The organism is Streptomyces sp. NPDC093591 (assembly GCF_044764885.1).
Taxonomy (GTDB): domain Bacteria; phylum Actinomycetota; class Actinomycetes; order Streptomycetales; family Streptomycetaceae; genus Streptomyces.
Window position 1 is genome coordinate 8187 of sequence record NZ_JBIWIY010000011.1, and the last position, 17377, is coordinate 25563.

Sequence of the window (17377 nt, forward strand, 5' to 3'; positions counted from 1 at the left end):
GGTGTCCGTCCTCGGTCCGGTGGTGGGCGTTGGGCTGGAGGTGCCGTTTGTTGACACCGGACTCTGCGGGCGGACACCCCCCGGCACGTCCCCTTCCCGCCGTACGCGGCTGCGGCGACGTGGGGCTGCTCTCACGCGTGCGTGTCGGGAAGTGCGCCACGCGTGTGCGGTGTCAGGCCGGGCGGACCACGCTGTGGATCGACGACTCTCCGTCGTAGTAGATCGACTCCTCGCGGACGTAGGCGCCGGGCTTCGGGGCGTGGATCATCATGCCGTTGCCGATGTAGATGCCCACGTGGGTGACGTCGTCGTAGAAGAAGATCAGGTCGCCGGGCTGGGCGTTGGAGAGGGAGACCGTGGTGCCGGCGTTGACCTGGTCGTAGGTGACGCGGGGGATGTCGACGCCTGCGGCCTTCCAGGCGGCCTGGGTGAGGCCGGAGCAGTCGTAGGAGTCGGGGCCGGTGGCGCCCCAGACGTACGGCTTGCCTATCTGGGAGCGGGCGAAGGCCAGGGCTTTGTCGGCCTTCGTGGCGTACGAGGAGTCCGAGGTGGACGAGTCCGAGGTGCTGGAGTCGGACGAGGACTCGCTGCTCTCCTGCTGCTGGGCCGCCTCCTGGCGTTGGCGCTCCGCCTCGGCCTGTTGGCGGGCCAGTTCCGCCGCCTTGCGTGCGGCCTCCTCCTGCTTGCGCTTCTCGATCGCGGCGAGGCGTGCCTTCTCCTCCGCCGTCAGCTTCGAGAGGAGCTCGCGTGCGTCGGCGAGCTTCCTCTGGACGGTGGTCTTGGCGGTCTGCAGGTCGTTCTGCGACTCGGTGAGCGTCTCGAGGCTCTGGGTGGCCTCCTGGCGCTTCGTCATCGTCGCGGACTGCTGCGTGAAGTAGTCGTCGACCGCTTCCTTCTGACGGCCGGTCATACGGTCCATCAGCTGGGTCTGGTCGAAGTAGTCCTGCGGGGTGTCCGCGAGGAGGAAGGTCGCCGTGTCGGGGGCTGCGGCGCCGGTGCGGTACTGGGCGGCGGCGTTGCGGCCGAGTTCCTCGCGCGCGTCGTTCAGCTTCTGGGTGCGCTTGGCCACGTCGTCGAGGAGGGTGTCGACGCGCTTGCGCTGCTTCGCGGTCTTCTCCTTGGCCGCGTTGTACTTCTCGGTGGCCGACTCCGCCTGGCGGTAGAGGTCGTCGACCTTCTTCTCGACCTCTTCGAGGCTCGGCTTGTCGTCCGCCGAGGGGCTCGCGTTGGCCGTCTGGGACAGCAGGGCCACGGAGGTGAGGGCCGCCGTGGCGAGGGCGGGGGTCCGTATGCCTGCTACGCGCGTACCCGCGGGACGCGACTTGCGGTGCGACGCCAAGGGAGGCGACTCCTTCCGTACTCCGCCTACCGAGTTAGCTGTCGGGTTCGGGCGGGTGGTCCGGAAGGGTTGCCCTACGGCCTGTCCCTGGACGGGATCGGGCCGATTCACCCCAAGTTCGGTGGGTCCCCGGCTCCGGCAGCGCGGCGGCGTACCGGACTCGGCGGAGGCCGTGCGGCCCGGCGACGTTCGCCGGTGGGGGTCGTACGGCCTGCCCGGCACGGTAGCCAACTCGTGTGGCCCCTGTGAAGGTTGATGTTCGATATGCCCGATACATTTTCGTGACCTTGGGTCAGGGCGTTGGGGGCGGGGGGTGGTGGGGGTGGGTGTGGGGTGGTGTGTGACTGGTTGGGTGGAGTGTGGACTTTTAGTCGTCTTTGGTCGTCGGTGAGGGGTCAGGGGCTTGGCGGGTAGTGCGGGTTCGGGTTGGTTTCGGACCGTGACGGGGTGGGTGTGGAGGGTGAGGGGGGTGTCGGCGGTGGTCGGGCCTGGAAGATCATCTGGTTGTGAAACCGACGATGTTCTCGGGGTGGCCGCGGGCTGTCAGTGGGGCGCCCTAGACTCGGAGAGCGATGAGCAGCCTCTTTGATGACAGCTTCCTGGCGGACCTCCAGGCCCCTCGCGGCCACGAGGAAGAACTTCCGCCGCCGCCCGAGGACGATCACACTCCGGAGCCGGTTCCGGACGATCTGTTCGGCGGGAAGTTCGACGTGCCTCCGGACCGGGACGCCTACTACCGCGACGGCGCCCCGCGCCCGGCCATCGACGCGGCCGCGCTGCTGGAGGGGCTGAACGAGAACCAGCGTGCGGCCGTCGTCCACGCCGGCGGCCCGCTGCTCATCGTGGCCGGTGCCGGGTCCGGCAAGACGCGGGTGCTCACCCACCGCATCGCCCATCTGCTCGCCGAGCGGAATGTGCACCCGGGGCAGATCCTCGCGATCACCTTCACCAACAAGGCCGCGGGCGAGATGAAGGAGCGTGTCGAGCAGCTCGTCGGCCCGCGCGCGAACGCGATGTGGGTGATGACCTTCCACAGTGCGTGCGTGCGCATCCTGCGCAGAGAGAGCAAGAAGCTCGGGTTCACGTCTTCCTTCTCGATCTACGACGCCGCCGACAGCAAGCGGCTCATGGCGCTCGTCTGCCGGGATCTGGATCTTGACCCGAAGAGGTTCCCGCCCAAGTCCTTCAGCGCCAAGATCAGCAACCTGAAGAACGAGCTGATCGACGAGGAGGACTTCGCCGCTCAGGCGACGGACGGCTTCGAGAAGACCCTCGCCCAGGCCTACGCCATGTACCAGTCGCGGTTGCGGGAGGCCAACGCCCTCGACTTCGACGACCTGATCATGACGACGGTCAACCTGCTGCGCGCCTTCCCGGACGTCGCCGAGCACTACCGCCGTCGCTTCCGCCATGTGCTGGTGGACGAGTACCAGGACACCAACCACGCGCAGTACGCCCTCGTGCGCGAGCTCGTCGGGACCAGCGAGCACCCGGTCGACGTACCGCCCAGCGAGGACGACATCCCGCCCGCCGAGCTGTGTGTCGTGGGCGACGCCGACCAGTCGATCTACGCCTTCCGCGGCGCGACCATCCGCAACATCCTCCAGTTCGAGGAGGACTACCCGGACGCGACGACCATCCTGCTGGAGCAGAACTACCGTTCCACGCAGACGATCCTGACCGCCGCCAACGCGGTCATCGAGCGCAACGAGTCGCGCCGCCCCAAGAACCTGTGGACCAACGCGGGCGCGGGCGCCCGCATCACCGGCTATGTCGCCGACACCGAGCACGACGAGGCACAGTTCGTCGCCGACGAGATAGACCGACTGACCGATGCGGGGGAGGCGAAGGCCGGCGACGTCGCGGTCTTCTACCGTACGAACGCCCAGTCCCGTGTCTTCGAAGAAGTCTTCATCCGCGTCGGCCTGCCCTACAAGGTCGTCGGCGGGGTGCGGTTCTACGAGCGCAAGGAGGTCCGGGACGTCCTGGCCTACCTGCGGGTGCTGGCCAATCCCGAGGACTCCGTGCCACTGCGGCGGATTCTGAACGTGCCCAAGCGGGGCATCGGCGAGCGTGCCGAGGCGATGATCGACGCCCTGTCCCAGCGCGAGAAGATCAGCTTCCCGCAGGCGCTCAAGCGCGTCGACGAGGCGTACGGCATGGCCGCGCGCTCGACCAACGCCGTCAAGCGGTTCAACACGCTGATGGAGGAGCTCCGTACGATCGTCGAGTCCGGCGTGGGACCGGCGACCGTCCTGGAAGCGGTGCTCGAACGCACCGGCTATCTCGCCGAGTTGCAGGCCTCCACCGACCCGCAGGACGAGACCCGGATCGAAAACCTCCAGGAACTCGCCGCCGTGGCGCTGGAGTTCGAGCAGGAGTCGGAGGAGGGGGAGGCGTCAGCCGGCCTCGCCGCCTTCCTGGAGCGGGTTGCACTGGTCGCCGACTCCGACCAGATCCCCGACGAGGACGAGGACGGCTCCGGCGTCATCACCCTGATGACCCTGCACACCGCCAAGGGCCTGGAGTTCCCGGTCGTCTTCCTCACCGGCATGGAGGACGGCGTCTTCCCGCACATGCGTGCCCTCGGCCAGACCAAGGAGCTGGAGGAGGAGCGGCGGCTCGCCTACGTGGGCATCACGCGCGCGCGTGAGCGGCTTTATCTGACGCGGTCGTCGATGCGGAGCGCGTGGGGGCAGCCGTCGTACAACCCGCCGTCCCGCTTCCTGGAGGAGATCCCGGCGCAGCACGTCGACTGGAAGCGCACGGGCGCGTCCGCGCTGGTCTCCTCCGGCCCGGCGTCCGGTGTGGCCGCCTCACTGTCCTCGTCCCGCTCGCGCTCCGCGGCCTCGGGCGCGTCCGGTTTCGCCACGCGCCGTACCTCGGAGAAGCCGGTCGCCCAATTGGCGGTCGGGGACCGGGTCACGCACGACCAGTTCGGGCTGGGCACCGTGATGGCGGTCAAGGGCACCGGCGCGAACGCCGAGGCGACGATCGACTTCGGGGACACCAAGCCGAAGCGGTTGCTGTTGCGGTACGCGCCGGTGGAGAAGCTCTAGCAGCGCTGACAAGTGTGCGCCCCCGTTGTAGATCGGGGGCGCACATCGAAGTCGATGAAGTCGTCGGCCGTCGGCCGGTTACGACGGGTCGAGGCCGTGGCTGCGCAGCCAGGGAAGCGGGTCTATGGCCGAGCTGCCACCCGGCCGTACCTCGAAGTGCAGGTGCGGGCCGGTCGAGTTGCCGGAGTTGCCGGAGTACGCGATCGGGTCGCCGGCCTTCACCGTCGTACCGGAGGCGACGCGGTAGCTGGAGAGGTGGCAGTACCACGTCTCCGTGCCGTCCTTCGCGGTCACGATCATCATGTTGCCGTAGGCGCTGTTCCACTGCGTCCGGACGGTGCCGTCGGTCGCGGCCATCACCGTCGTGCCGTACGAGACGGGGAAGTCGATGCCGGTGTGAACCGACATCCAGTTGATGCCGGCCTGGCCGTAGTAGGCGCTGAGGCCGTGCTGCGCCACCGGGAGGGCGAATTTGGGGCGCAGCCGCTCCTTGCGGGCCGCTTCCTCCGCCGCCTTCTTCTTCTCGGCCACCTGCTGGGCCTTGAGGTCGATGCGCTCCTGCGTGCGGCTGGCCCGGTCGGCGAAGTCGTCGGCGCCGGCGGAGAGGCTCTCGAGCTGGGTGTCCAGCTTGTTGTTCGCGGTGGACGGCTTCACGGCCTGGGCGTCCGAGGCCGTCGTCGCCGTGTCCTTGTCGTCGGTCGTCAGGGTGCCGACGGAGGCGGCGGCGATCCCCGCGACGCCCATCACACACGCCGAGGGCACGGCGACCGTCAGCAGCGCGGAGCGCTTGGGAGGCGTACGGCGGCGGGAGCGGGACCCGCTGCGGGAGGCGGCGCGTGGGGAGGGGGCAGCAGTGGACTCCTCCTGGCCGTCGAGGAGCGGGGACGCGGCGGGGAGATCGCCGGTGGCGCTCAACTCGGCGTCGTGCTGGGCGGGATCGCCGTACGCGGCGGGGTCGTCGTACGACGTGGGGGCGGCGTGGTCGATCTGCTCGAAGTGCGCGGTCGCCTGCTGATCGAAGGATTCTGCTGACTGCTCGTACTCGTCGGCTGCCTGCGCGGTGGTGCCGGTGCCGCCGTCGGAGTTCCACTGGGTGGCGTCGTACGTCCCGGTGTCGAAGGTCTGCGTGCCCCATTCCCACTGCTGGGTCTGGTCGGCCGGGGCGCCGGACTGGTCGGGCTGGAGCCAAGCGCTCGCGTCCCAGTGACCGGAGGTGTCGTGGCCGGTGGCCTGCTGCGGGACGAAGGCGAGCCGCTCGTGTTCGGCCGTCCAGGCCGTGGTGTCGTACGCGCCGGTGTCGTAGGCGGCGTGGTGCTGGGCCGCGTAGGCGTCGTAGTTCACGGTGTGGTGGTTGCCGGTGGACCACTGAGTGGTGTCGTACGCGCCTGTGTTCTCGCCGGGAAGGCTGCCGAACAGGGGGTCCGCGTCGAAGGTCGGGGCCGCGTGGGCGTGGTCGGCGGCGCCGAATTGAGTGGCGTCGTAGGTGCCGTAGGTGGTGGAGTCACCGTAGTGGGCTTCCTGGGCGCCGTACGACGCGTAGTGCGCCGAGGCGGCATCGGAAGCCGTAGCCGGGGAGGTCATGGTCCCCGACGGGTGACGATCGTTCACCAACTTCTCTCTCGCCTCGACAACAGGGGCTGCCAGAGCAGTGCGGCGACTGTACCCGGCGGTACGCGGGCACGACAATCTTCGGCAGGTTTCGCGCGCGAAGGAAACGGGCATTCGGCCGTGTTTTGGCGGACTGTGGGCGCGAGTTTGGCCTTGTGTTCGAAGATTGTTCGATGTCGGTGGGCTGTCCTGAGGCTGTGTGCCGAGTGTGAGTCGGGTGTTGGGCTGCTGTCGGGGCGTCGTGGGAGCCGTGTCGCGGGAGCTGTTGTGGGAGCTGTTGAGGGGCGGCTGTCACGCCACTGTCAGGCCGTCGGCCTGTGCGGTGGTCTCCGTTCCTGTCCGCGCGGTGTCGAGGGCCTGCCGTATCCCGGTCGCCACGGCGGGGTGCACGGGCAGGGCGAGGTGACCGATGCCGGTCACGCGGACGTTCTGCGCCATCAGGTCCGGGTGGTCGATGCAGGCCGTCTCCAGCGGGTCCATCAGATGGTCGAGGTCGCTCCAGAAGCTCACGAAGTGGGTGCGGCAGCCGGGCGCGGGCCTGGCCAGTTCCTCGAGGACCGGTGAGCCGGGGCGCATCTGACGCACGATGGGATGCGCGTTCGCCAGGGGGGCGACGAGCGTGCCGGAGTGCGGCGTGCCGAGCGTGACGAGCGTGCGGACCCTGAGGTCGCCGCCGAGGCGCTGCACGTAGTAACGCGCTATCAGCCCGCCGAGGCTGTGTCCGACGATGTCGACCTGGCTGCTGCCGGTGCGCTCGCAGATCCCCTCTATATGCCGGCCGAGCAGTTCGGCGGCGGTGCGGATGTCGCAGGTCAGCGGGGAGTAGTTGAGCGACTCGACCTGGTGCCTGCCGTGCTGGGCGAGGCTGCGGCGCAGCAGGACGAAGACCGAGCGGTTGTCTATGAAGCCGTGCAGCAGGACGACCGGGGGTTTCGACTCCGTCGGCAGCTGGGCGGTGTCCCGGGTGGGGAGTGCGGGGGTGGTCCGGCGCTCCTGGGTGATGCCGGAGGGGTACAGGAGCAGGTGTCCGGCGAGGATCGCGATCTCCAGCGCGGTCGCCTTCAGCAGGGCCAGGGAGAGGCCGGCGAGTCTGCTCGGGAGCAGGCGCTGGCAGAGCGGAAGAAAGGGGAGTGCTGCCCCGGTGACCTTCATGGCCGACCTCCTTGCGGCACGCGGGAGGACGGCTTCGGCCCCCGTGTGCCCTCGTGGGAAGTCGCGGCGGAGGTGGCCGGCGGGGCATGAGGGAAGCGCGTGGGGTGAGTGAGGCGCGTGGCATGAGCCAGTGCTGTCGGCCAGGGTGCGCCGAAGACCTGGCGGGGCTCCCTGCCGGTGTGACGACGAGGCCCCCCGCTGTCGTGCCTTACCTGCCCTGCGTGCCCTTCGTGCGACCGTCGATGCGCCGCGCCGCCACGGCGCGCGGTCTGCGGCGCGGTGGTGCGGCGACCTCGTTGCGGCTCCCGTTGCGCGTGGTTCCGCTGCGACGCGGGTGCCGCAGACTGCTGCGGCCCGTGTGCCGCAGAGATGTGGAACGGTGCGCGGCGAACGTGTCCCACCGTGTGATTTCCCCCTCGGTCTGCACCGCGAAACTGCCGGTTGCGGGATGCTGGAGATAACGTTCGTTCACCTCTTCGGGCAGCGTGGCCCGGGGCGTCCGTACCGTGGCGGCATGTCCGATGCGGTGAGCAGCGGAAAAGTGCCATACGCGCACCATGTATGGGATGTGCCGTGTGTGCGGCATAACTCATACATGAGCGGTACTTGTCGGTACGGATGGATCTAGTCGCTTCATGGAGGCAGTGATGGGTGTGGCAGCCGGTCCGATCCGCGTGGTGGTGGCCAAGCCGGGACTCGACGGCCACGATCGGGGCGCCAAGGTCATCGCGCGGGCACTGCGCGACGCCGGTATGGAGGTCATCTACACCGGCCTTCACCAGACTCCCGAGCAGATCGTCGACACCGCGATCCAGGAGGACGCCGACGCGATCGGCCTGTCCATCCTCTCCGGCGCCCACAACACCCTGTTCGCCGCAGTGATCGAACTCCTCAAGGAGCGCGACGCGGAGGACATCCTGGTCTTCGGCGGCGGGATCATCCCCGAGGCGGACATCGCCCCGCTGAAGGAGCAGGGCGTCGCGGAGATCTTCACGCCCGGGGCAACGACGCAGGCGATCGTGGACTGGGTGCGGGCGAACGTGCGTCAGCCGGCTGCCTCCGGCGGTTGAGCCGACTTCCCGTGCGGGCCGGTGGGGGTGACCGTCCCTGAGGGCTGCCGCCCCCCGACCCCCGCTTCGGCCTTGAACGGGCCTCGTCCTCAAGCGCCGGACGGGCCGAGTGGTTCCAGCTCCTCGATCATGGCCGCCCGCAGCCGCAGCGTCGTGGCCAGCCGCTGGAACGCCTCCGCCCAGTACCCCCCGGCCCCCGGCGACGAGTCCTCCGACTCGTCCGGCACCGCCTGCAGACCGTCGAGGCGGCCGGCCTCGGCCGGGTCGAGGCAGCGCTCGGCCAGGCCCATCACTCCACTGAAACTCCATGGATAACTCCCTGCGTCCCGCGCGATGTTGAGCGCGTCGACCACCGCCCGCCCGAGCGGCGCGGCCCACGGCACCGCACACACCCCGAGCAGCTGAAACGCCTCGGACAGACCGTGCGTCGCGATGAACCCGGCGACCCACTCGGCCCGCTCGGCGGAGCCCAGCGTGCCGAGGAGCTTCGCCCGCTCGGCCAACGACACCGCTCCCGGCCCGCCCGCTTCCGGAGCCGAGGGCGACCCGAGGAGCGCCCTCGCCCACTCACCGTCCCGCTGCCGTACCGCCGCCCGGCACCACGCCGCGTGCAGCTCACCCTGCCAGTCGTCCGCCACCGGCAGCGCCACGATCTCCTGAGGCGTACGCCCCCCGAGCCGCCCCGGCCATGTGCCGAGCGGCGCCGCCTCCACCAACTGGCCGAACCACCACGACCGTTCACCCCGCCCGGCCGGAGCCTTGGCCACGACCCCGTCGCGCTCCATGCCCGCGTCGCACTCGTGCGGCGCCTCGACACTGATCGTCGGCGCCTTCCGCGTGTGGTCCAGCGCCACGCACGCCCCGGCGCGCACCGCCATCCGCGCGGCGAGCGCCGAACCCGGCAGTGCCGAGAGCAACTCGGCTGCCGTCGCCCGGACATTGCGGCTCCGGTCGGTCAGTGCCTGCTCCAGGAACGGCTCGTCCTGCGGACCCAGCCCGGTCCGCAGCGAGTCGAGGAACATCAGCCGGTCCTCGGCCCGCTCCGTGGCCCATGTCGCGGTCAGCAGCTCGCGGGCGGCGGCGGGCTCACGGGCGCGTATCACGGAGAGAAGGGAGACCCGCTCGGCGAACAACCCCTCCTGCCACAGCTGTCGGATCCTGGCAGAGTCCTCCAGGTGCGGCACCGCCGCGCCGCCGCCGGGCGCCGCGCGCAGGGCGAACCGCCAGTCCGGGTTCAGCCGGGCCAGCCACACCGCCCTCGGGCCCGCGAACGCCAGCGCCGCCGGCCGTAGATCCGTACGCCCCCGTGCCGCGTCCAGCAGTGCGGGCAGCGACTGAGGGGGTGGAGCGAAACCGCGCTCGTTCGCCGTCGCGAGCCACTGGGGCAGCAGCTCCATGAGGTCCGGTGCCGTGCCTCTGCGGCCGCCGCCCGCCGCGCCGGGGCGGTCGGCCAGCAGCATCGCCAGCCTGCGCGCCGCCGCCGGAGGCAGCTTCGGCCGCAGGTCCTCCGGGGCAGGCTGCGGACGCTGCGCCGCTCGCGCCGGCCGCAGTCCCGCCCGCCGCCGTACGGTCTCCACGGCCGCCGCGTCCAGCAGCGCCGCCGGCGCCTCCCGGCCCGGTGCGCAGCCGGGGGGTGTACGCCGGTCCGTGCCGAGCAGTGCCGCTGTGACGAGCTCCTCCCAGGCGCCGGGCGGGGACGACTCCACGGCTCCCGGCGCGGGTGAATCCACGGGAACGGAGGGCCTGTTCATACGGTTCCTTCCTGGATTCCTGGTTGGTGGGTGCCGTGGAGGTTCGTCCCACGGTCGGTGCGAGAGGTGCCGCTCAGCACAGCTGCACCGCCTCTCCCTCCCCCTCCGGCCAGGCCGTCAACGGGGTGAAGCCACGGTGGCCGCACTCGCCGAAGACCTTGACCGGTGCGCCGCCCGACAGTGCGACCAGGCGCCACAGGCCGGGGCGGGCGCGGGCGGCCGGGGTCAGCGGCAGTGCCGTGTCCGCGTCGGCGTCCGCCAACTGCCACGAACCCTCGTCCGGAGTCGGTATGACCCGCTCCAGGGTCACCGGAACGGAGTCCAGCCACGGGTCGTCGCGGAGCGCCTCGCCGTAACGGGCGGTCGCCTCGGTCGTCGTCACACCCGGCGGCCGGGTCGCCGTCGGCGCGGGCGGTGCGAACTGCTCGCCCAGAGCCGCGCGCAGCTGCCCGGCGCCCGGGTACGCGGCCACCTCCGCCTCCAGGGCCAGCCCCACCGGCAGCGCCAGCTCCGGGGCACGGCCGGCGGCACCGTAAGAGAGGAGCAGTGCCGTGCGGTGCGAGTCGGCGCCGTACAGCCATATCCGGCGCGTCGTCAGTTTGGTGTCCGCCGTGTCGTACTGGGCGAGCACCAGCCAGCGGTCCCGCACCGGAGGGCTATCCGCCGATGCGGGCAGGCCGACGCGGGAGCGGACCGTGGCCGCCAGGCCGTCGGGCAGCCGCTCGCGGCCGAGCCAGCCCTGGTCGAGAAGGTACAGAAGGGCGCACTCCTCCAGCAGGCGTACCGGCCAGCCCGGACCGGACGCGGGGATCGCCCCCAGATCCCGCACTCGCGCGGCCAGCCCGGGGGCCTGGGCGTCGACCATGCGGGCCGCCGTCTCCTCCCACGGCCCGTACCCCGCCTGTTCCGCGCCGGCCAGGCCGCCGCGCAGCAGGTCCGCCAGGCGCTGCTCCAGCTCTGTCGCGCCCGCCGTGACCCGCACGGCCCGGCGCTCCGCCCTGCGCCGCGCCGCCTCCGGATCACCGGACCCGGAATCGGAACCGGACACGCCCCCTGCCCGCTTCTCTTCCGCGCGCTGCCTTCTCCCCTTTATCCACTGCTCCGCCCAGTCCGGCGGCGATCCGGGCGGCACCGCGCCGTCGCCCTCCGCCCAGAGCAGCAGCAGCCCGAGCGCGTGCTTGCACGGGAACTTCCGGCTCGGGCAACTGCACTTGTACGCGGGCCCGGACGCGTCCGCGATGTCGATGACCGTCTGATACGGCTTGCTGCCACTGCCCTTGCACAGCCCCCACACCGTCCCCTCGCCGGAACTCCCCGCCTCGGACCACGGCCCCGCCGAGCCGAGTTTGCTTCCCGCTTTGCGTGACGCGGTGTCAGGCGCAAGTGCCAGCACCTGGTCCGCGGTCCAGCGCACCCCCTGCTGAGTCATGCCATCGAAGGTAGATCCCACCACTGACAATCGGCCGGGGCCGAGATCCCAGCAGCGGGCTCACGAGCGCGTTTGCGCAGGTCGGAACGCATTGTCAGTGGCGTGGTGCAACGTGGATGCCGGATCCGAAACGGCTGAACCGGCCGAGCTGGAGGGGGACTTTGCCATGCCTGTGTCCGTAGAACCGACATCCGTCGAAGCGGGGGAGACGGAACCGGCCGAGGCGTTGCGGCCGCACGCCGAGGACGCCTTCGCCCATGAACTCGCCGCGCTGGCGGCGCAGGACGACCGCCCGCGCCCGGCCCGCTGGAAGTTGTCGCCGTGGGCGGTGGCCACGTATCTGCTCGGCGGCACGCTGCCGGACGGCACGGTGATCTCACCGAAGTACGTGGGGCCGCGCCGCCTGGTCGAGGTTGCCGTCACCACGCTCGCCACGGACCGCGCCCTGCTCCTGCTCGGCGTGCCCGGCACCGCCAAGACCTGGGTCTCCGAGCACCTGGCCGCGGCGGTCAGCGGCGACTCGACATTGCTGGTGCAGGGCACGGCGGGCACGCCGGAGGAGGCGATCCGGTACGGCTGGAACTACGCGCAGCTGCTCGCGCACGGGCCGAGCCGGAACGCCCTCGTGCCCAGCCCCGTCATGCGGGCCATGGCGGAGGGGATGACGGCGCGGGTCGAGGAGCTGACCCGGATTCCGGCGGATGTGCAGGACACGTTGATCACGATCCTGTCGGAGAAGACGCTGCCGATACCGGAGTTGGGTCAGGAGGTGCAGGCGGTCCGCGGCTTCAACGTCATCGCCACGGCCAACGACCGCGACCGTGGGGTCAACGATCTCTCCAGTGCCCTGCGCCGTCGCTTCAACACGGTGGTGCTGCCATTGCCGGAGAGCGTCGAGGCCGAGGTGGACATCGTCTCCCGCCGGGTCGACCAGATCGGCCGCTCCCTCGACCTGCCCGCCGCGCCCGACGGCATCGACGAGATCCGCCGCGTCGTGACGGTCTTCCGCGAGCTGCGGGACGGGGTGACGTCCGACGGCCGCACGAAGCTGAAGTCGCCGAGCGGCACGCTGTCGACGGCCGAGGCGATCTCCGTCGTCACCAACGGCCTCGCACTGGCCGCCCACTTCGGCGACGGCGTGCTGCGGTCCGGCGACGTGGCCGCGGGCATTCTCGGCGCCGTCGTCCGCGATCCGGCGGCGGACCGGACGATCTGGCAGGAGTACCTGGAGGCGGTCGTGCGTGAGCGGGACGGCTGGACGGACTTCTACCGGGCGTGCCGGGAGGTGAGCGCGTGAACGACGACCTTGGGTGGGGTCGGCCTGGTGGCGGACCGAAGGCAGGTGGTGGATCGAAGGCAGGTGGTGGGTCGACGGCGGGCGGCTCGTGAGGGGCGTGACCGGCGGTCCGGCTGGACGCGGCTCGGAGCACGCGGTGCGGGGTGCGACCGGGGCGGTGGCTGAGAGGCGCGCGTGGCGGTCGCGGGGGTGAGTGGGTGTGCGGCGGTGTGGTGATGGCGGTTCCGTGCCCGTGCGGCACTGCGAGGTCGGGAGGGCGTCCGGTGAGGGCATGCGGTGGCAGCGGAGGCGAGGGGGACGGTGTGACAGGCGTTGACGAGGTAGGGAGCGGGGGCTTGGAGACCGGCGTCCACGGGGCGGGCGGCGTGCCGACGGCGTGCTCGGACACCTCGACTGCACCCGCTCCGGTGTCGAAGCCGCCGGGACCCTTGCTGCTCGGTGTGCGGCACCACGGGCCGGGCTCGGCGCGGGCCGTGCGGGCGGCCCTGGACGCGGCCCGGCCGCGGGTCCTGCTGATCGAGGGGCCGCCGGAGGCAGACGCACTGATCCCGCTCGCCGCCGACGAGGACATGCGACCGCCCGTCGCGCTCCTCGCTCACGCCGTCGATGAGCCCGGCCGCTCGGCCTTCTGGCCGCTGGCCGAGTTCTCCCCGGAGTGGGTCGCGATCCGCTGGGCCCTGGAGCACCAGGTCCCGGCCCGCTTCATCGACCTGCCGGCCACGCACACGCTGGCCTGGGGCAGGCAGGACGAGACCGCGCTCGATACGGGCGCCGAAGCCCGGCCAGGCACCGAGAGCGGAGGCCAGGAGGGCGGGGTGGCTGACGCCGGTGGAGCGGGGGGCCGTACGCCGGTGCCCGACTCGGCCGACGGCGCGGCAGACGGGGCCGACCCTCGTGCCGATGTCCGGGTGGATCCGCTCGCCGTGCTCGCCGATGTGGCCGGCTACGACGATCCCGAGCGGTGGTGGGAGGACGTCGTCGAGCACCGGGGAGTTGGGGACGGGGACGCGTTCGCGCCGTTTCTCGGGCTCGAAGAGGCCATGGGGGCGTTGCGGGAGGCGTACGGCAGCGGAGGGCATGAGCGGGACCTCGTGCGGGAGGCGTATATGCGGCTCCAAGTGCGCTCTGCTCAGCGGGAATTCGGCGACGAGGTGGCCGTGGTGTGCGGGGCCTGGCATGTGCCCGCGCTGCGGCGGAAGAGCACTGTGGCCGCCGACAAGGCGCTGCTGAAGGGGTTGCCCAAGGTCAAGGCCGACATGACGTGGGTGCCGTGGACGTACCGCCGGCTGGCTCGGGTCAGTGGGTACGGGGCGGGGATCGACTCGCCGGGGTGGTACGGGCACCTCTTCGGCGCGCCGGACCGGCCCGTCGAGCGGTGGATGACCAAGGTGGCGGGGCTGCTGCGGGACGAGGACCGGATCGTGTCGTCGGCGCACGTCATCGAGGCGGTGCGGCTGGCGGAGACGCTCGCGGTGATGCGCGGGCGGCCGTTGCCGGGGCTGAGCGAGACGACCGACGCGGTGCGGGCGGTGATGTGCGAGGGCTCGGACGTGCCGTTGGCGCTGGTGCACGACCGGCTCGTGGTGGGGGACGTGCTGGGGGAGGTGCCGCCGTCGGCGCCGGCGGTGCCGTTGCAGCGGGACCTCGACCGGATCCAGCGCCGACTGCGGCTCAAGCCGGAGGCGCTCCAGCGGGAGTTGGAGCTCGACCTGCGCAAGGAGAACGACGCCGAGCGCAGCAGGCTGCTGCACCGGCTGCGGCTGCTCGGCGTGGCGTGGGGAGAGCCGGTCACGTCGCGGGGCAGTACGGGGACGTTCCGGGAGACGTGGCGGCTGCGGTGGGAGCCCGAGCTGTCCGTGCGGGTCGCGGAGGCCGGGGTGTGGGGGACCACCGTGTTCGCCGCGGCGACCGCCAAGGCGGAGGCGGACGCCGTCGCCGCGCAGAGCCTGGCGGACGTCACCGCCCTCGCCGAGCACTGCCTGCTGGCCGAACTGCCGGACGCGTTGCCCGTGGTGATGCGGATCCTCGCGGACCGGGCCGCCCTCGACGCGGACGTCGGCCATCTCGCCCAGGCCCTGCCCGCACTGGTTCGTTCCCTGCGATACGGCGATGTGCGCGGCACGGACACCGGAGCGCTCACGGAGGTCGCCGCGGGGCTCGCCGAGCGCATCTTCGTCGGCCTGCCCCCGGCCTGCGCGGCCCTGGACGCGGACGCGGCCGAGGAGATGCGGCGCCATGTGGACGCCGTGCACGGGGCGGTGGGGTTGCTGGGCGACGCGGTGGCTTCGGAACAGGTCACGGGGCGCGGGGCATCCGCGTCGGATGGGGACATGCTGGGTGAGGTGTCCGCGTCGGATGGGGGCACGGTGGGTGAGGTGTCCGCGTCGGATGGGGGCACGGTGGGTGAGGTGTCCGCGTCGGATCAGGACACGCTGGATGAGGTGTCCGCCGGCCTGCCGCCTACCGCACCGGACCGGGGTGCCCGGGACGAGGCCGCCGTACCGGTCCACGGTGACCTGCGCAAGCGGTGGCACAGGGTGCTTCGGGTGCTGTCCGTGCGGGACGCCGTGCCCGGTGTCGTTCGGGGGCGTGCAGTACGACTGCTGCTGGACGGAGGGGAGTTGGCGCAGGACGAGGCGGCGCGGCTGATGGGGCTCGCGTTGTCGCCGGGTACGCCGCCGGGGGACGCGGCCGCGTGGATCGAGGGGTTCGTCGGGGGCGGGTCCGGTGGCGGGATGCTGCTCGTCCATGACGAGCGGCTGCTCGGGTTGGTCGATGCGTGGCTGACGGGAGTACCGGTGGAGGCGTTCACGGACGTACTGCCGTTGCTGAGGCGCACGTTCTCGGCGTATGAGCCGGGGGTGCGGCGGACCTTGGGCGAGCTGGTTCGGCGCGGGCCGGGGCAGCGGGGGAGTACGAGGGCCGGCGGCTCCGGCATACCCGGCTTCGCCGCCGAGCTCGACCTGGAGCGGGCGGATGCCGTGGTGCCGGTGGTGCGGTTGCTGCTGGGGCTGGACCGTGTGGAAGAGGACGTCGAGAACGACCTTGTGGGGGCGACGGGATGACGACCGACTGTGTGACGGAGCCGAGGGAATGGGTCGGCGTGCTGGGCGCCGGCGGGCAAGCGCATGAGTTCCTGGTGCGGGGCGGGCCAACGGTGACGACCGTCCCGGTGACCGCGGTGAACCCGGTAACTCCGGTGATCCCGTTGTGGGAGCGGCCTCGCCAGGGAGCGTGCCGATGACGAGCGAGGCGATGGATCCGGGCCGGGAGCGGCTGCGGCGGTGGCGGATGGTGCTGGGCGGGGACGACGCCGACGGCACCGGGTGCGCGCTTTCCGGGCGGGACGCCGCGATGGACGGGGCGCTGTCCGCCCTGTACGGCAAGGGGGACAAGGCGCAGTCGGGGAGAGACCGTTCCGCGGGGCTCGGGGCGTCGGCGCCGTCCGTGGCGCGATGGCTCGGGGACATCCGGAGGTACTTCCCGTCGTCCGTGGTCCAGGTCATGCAGCGGGACGCCATCGACCGGCTCGGGCTGAACACTTTGCTGCTGGAGCCGGAGATGCTGGAGGCCGTGGAGGCGGACGTCCATCTCGTCGGCACGCTGCTGTCGCTCAACAAGGCGATGCCGGAGACCACCAAGGAGACGGCAAGAGCCGTCGTGCGCAAGGTCGTCCAGGACCTGGAGAAGCGGCTCGCCACCCGCACCCGGGCCACGCTCACCGGCGCCCTGGACCGCAGCGCCCGTATCAATCGGCCACGTCACCACGACATCGACTGGAACCGGACGATCGCGGCCAACCTCAAGCACTACCTGCCGGAGTACCGGACGGTCGTGCCGGAGCGGCTCATCGGGTACGGGCGGGCCTCGCAGTCAGTGAAGAAGGAGGTCGTCCTCTGCATCGACCAGTCGGGGTCGATGGCGGCGTCCGTCGTGTACGCCTCGGTCTTCGGGGCCGTGCTGGCCTCCATGCGGTCCATCAGCACGCGGCTCGTCGTCTTCGACACATCCGTCGTCGACCTCACCGACCAGCTCGACGATCCGGTCGACGTCCTGTTCGGCACCCAGCTCGGCGGCGGCACGGACATCAACCGGGCGCTGGCGTACTGCCAGTCGCAGATCACCCGGCCTGCGGAGACGGTGGTCGTGCTGATCAGCGACCTGTACGAGGGAGGGATACGGAACGAGATGCTGAAGCGGGTCGCCGCGATGAAGGCGTCGGGGGTGCAGTTCGTGGCGCTGCTGGCGCTGTCGGACGAGGGAGCGCCGGCCTACGACCGGGAGCACGCTGCCGCGCTCGCGGCGCTCGGCGCACCGGCCTTCGCCTGTACGCCCGACCTGTTCCCGGACGTGATGGCGGCGGCCATCGAGAAGCGGCCGATTCCGGTGCCGGACACGGTGTGAGGCGGCGACGTGCGGAGGCGGTGCGAGGAGATCGCCGGCGTGGCGCAATGGCGCGGAATGGCTGGTGATTTGTCGACCTGGTGACGTCCGACTTGGGCCAGCAAAAGGGACATGAGGCGCATCGGGAACGGGGGGCTTGCGCAACCTCGGGAGGGCCGTGCGAGTATCGGACACCTGTTCAGCGGTGCGCCGCGCTCCGCTCGTCCGTACCGCGTCGCATCGACTCGCCGCTCATCACGCGTACTTCGCTGCACCCCACGCGTACTTC

10 protein-coding genes and 1 riboswitch are annotated in these 17377 nt (G+C 71.4%); of the genes, 5 read left to right on the plus strand and 5 right to left on the minus strand.

From position 1 onward, the window contains the following. Nucleotides 1-172: 172 nt before the first annotated feature. Nucleotides 173-1339, minus strand: a complete 1167-nt coding sequence (locus tag ACIREI_RS23450; RefSeq protein WP_403335995.1) for an NlpC/P60 family protein — start codon at nucleotides 1337-1339, stop codon at nucleotides 173-175. Nucleotides 1340-1347: 8 nt separating this feature from the next. Then, nucleotides 1348-1515: riboswitch (cyclic di-AMP (ydaO/yuaA leader) on the minus strand. Nucleotides 1516-1911: 396 nt separating this feature from the next. On the opposite strand from ACIREI_RS23450, the gene pcrA reads away from it, so the two are divergent. Further along, complete coding sequence (pcrA, locus tag ACIREI_RS23455) at nucleotides 1912-4398, plus strand: DNA helicase PcrA (RefSeq protein ID WP_403335998.1); 2487 nt, start codon at nucleotides 1912-1914, stop codon at nucleotides 4396-4398. Nucleotides 4399-4476: 78 nt separating this feature from the next. On the opposite strand, the gene ACIREI_RS23460 is transcribed toward pcrA, so the two are convergent. Both ACIREI_RS23460 and ACIREI_RS23465 read right to left on the minus strand, forming a co-directional pair. Next, nucleotides 4477-5979, minus strand: coding sequence for a M23 family metallopeptidase (locus tag ACIREI_RS23460; RefSeq protein WP_403336001.1), 1503 nt, complete (start codon nucleotides 5977-5979; stop codon nucleotides 4477-4479). 318 nt (nucleotides 5980-6297) lie between these two features. Continuing rightward, nucleotides 6298-7158, minus strand: a complete 861-nt coding sequence (locus tag ACIREI_RS23465; protein ID WP_403336004.1) for an esterase/lipase family protein — start codon at nucleotides 7156-7158, stop codon at nucleotides 6298-6300. Nucleotides 7159-7805: 647 nt separating this feature from the next. Here ACIREI_RS23465 and ACIREI_RS23470 point away from each other — a divergent pair. Beyond that, nucleotides 7806-8228, plus strand: coding sequence for a cobalamin B12-binding domain-containing protein (locus ACIREI_RS23470; protein WP_403336007.1), 423 nt, complete (start codon nucleotides 7806-7808; stop codon nucleotides 8226-8228). Between the two features lie 89 nt (nucleotides 8229-8317). Here the strand turns inward: ACIREI_RS23470 and ACIREI_RS23475 are convergent, their stop codons facing one another. Together ACIREI_RS23475 and ACIREI_RS23480 are read right to left on the minus strand one after the other, a co-directional pair. Further along, entirely contained in the window at nucleotides 8318-9979 is a 1662-nt protein-coding gene (locus ACIREI_RS23475) for a DUF5691 domain-containing protein (protein ID WP_403336010.1), read from the minus strand. Between the two features lie 73 nt (nucleotides 9980-10052). Then, complete coding sequence (locus tag ACIREI_RS23480; protein ID WP_403336013.1) at nucleotides 10053-11408, minus strand: SWIM zinc finger family protein; 1356 nt, start codon at nucleotides 11406-11408, stop codon at nucleotides 10053-10055. Nucleotides 11409-11574: 166 nt separating this feature from the next. Here ACIREI_RS23480 and ACIREI_RS23485 point away from each other — a divergent pair, with 166 nt between their 5' ends. The 3 genes from ACIREI_RS23485 to ACIREI_RS23495 all read left to right on the plus strand — a co-directional run bounded on the left by ACIREI_RS23485 (nucleotide 11575) and on the right by ACIREI_RS23495 (nucleotide 17109). After that, nucleotides 11575-12705 (plus strand): AAA family ATPase, encoded by a 1131-nt coding sequence (locus tag ACIREI_RS23485; protein WP_403336016.1) that lies wholly within the window; start codon nucleotides 11575-11577, stop codon nucleotides 12703-12705. Nucleotides 12706-13007: 302 nt separating this feature from the next. Then, nucleotides 13008-15770 (plus strand): DUF5682 family protein, encoded by a 2763-nt coding sequence (locus tag ACIREI_RS23490; RefSeq protein ID WP_403336018.1) that lies wholly within the window; start codon nucleotides 13008-13010, stop codon nucleotides 15768-15770. A gap of 175 nt (nucleotides 15771-15945) precedes the next feature. Next, on the plus strand, nucleotides 15946-17109 hold the full coding sequence (locus ACIREI_RS23495) for a VWA domain-containing protein (RefSeq protein WP_403336021.1): 1164 nt from the start codon (nucleotides 15946-15948) through the stop codon (nucleotides 17107-17109). The last annotated feature ends 268 nt before the right edge of the window (nucleotides 17110-17377 follow it).

Coding starts and splice junctions, on each gene's coding strand:
- pcrA (WP_403335998.1), top strand. CDS start 1,912: ATGAGCAGCCTCTTTGATGACAGCTTCCTGGCGGACCTCCAGGCCCCT.
- ACIREI_RS23460 (WP_403336001.1), bottom strand. CDS start 5,979: ATGACCTCCCCGGCTACGGCTTCCGATGCCGCCTCGGCGCACTACGCG.
- ACIREI_RS23465 (WP_403336004.1), bottom strand. CDS start 7,158: ATGAAGGTCACCGGGGCAGCACTCCCCTTTCTTCCGCTCTGCCAGCGC.
- ACIREI_RS23470 (WP_403336007.1), top strand. CDS start 7,806: ATGGGTGTGGCAGCCGGTCCGATCCGCGTGGTGGTGGCCAAGCCGGGA.
- ACIREI_RS23475 (WP_403336010.1), bottom strand. CDS start 9,979: ATGAACAGGCCCTCCGTTCCCGTGGATTCACCCGCGCCGGGAGCCGTG.
- ACIREI_RS23480 (WP_403336013.1), bottom strand. CDS start 11,408: ATGACTCAGCAGGGGGTGCGCTGGACCGCGGACCAGGTGCTGGCACTT.
- ACIREI_RS23485 (WP_403336016.1), top strand. CDS start 11,575: ATGCCTGTGTCCGTAGAACCGACATCCGTCGAAGCGGGGGAGACGGAA.
- ACIREI_RS23495 (WP_403336021.1), top strand. CDS start 15,946: ATGACGAGCGAGGCGATGGATCCGGGCCGGGAGCGGCTGCGGCGGTGG.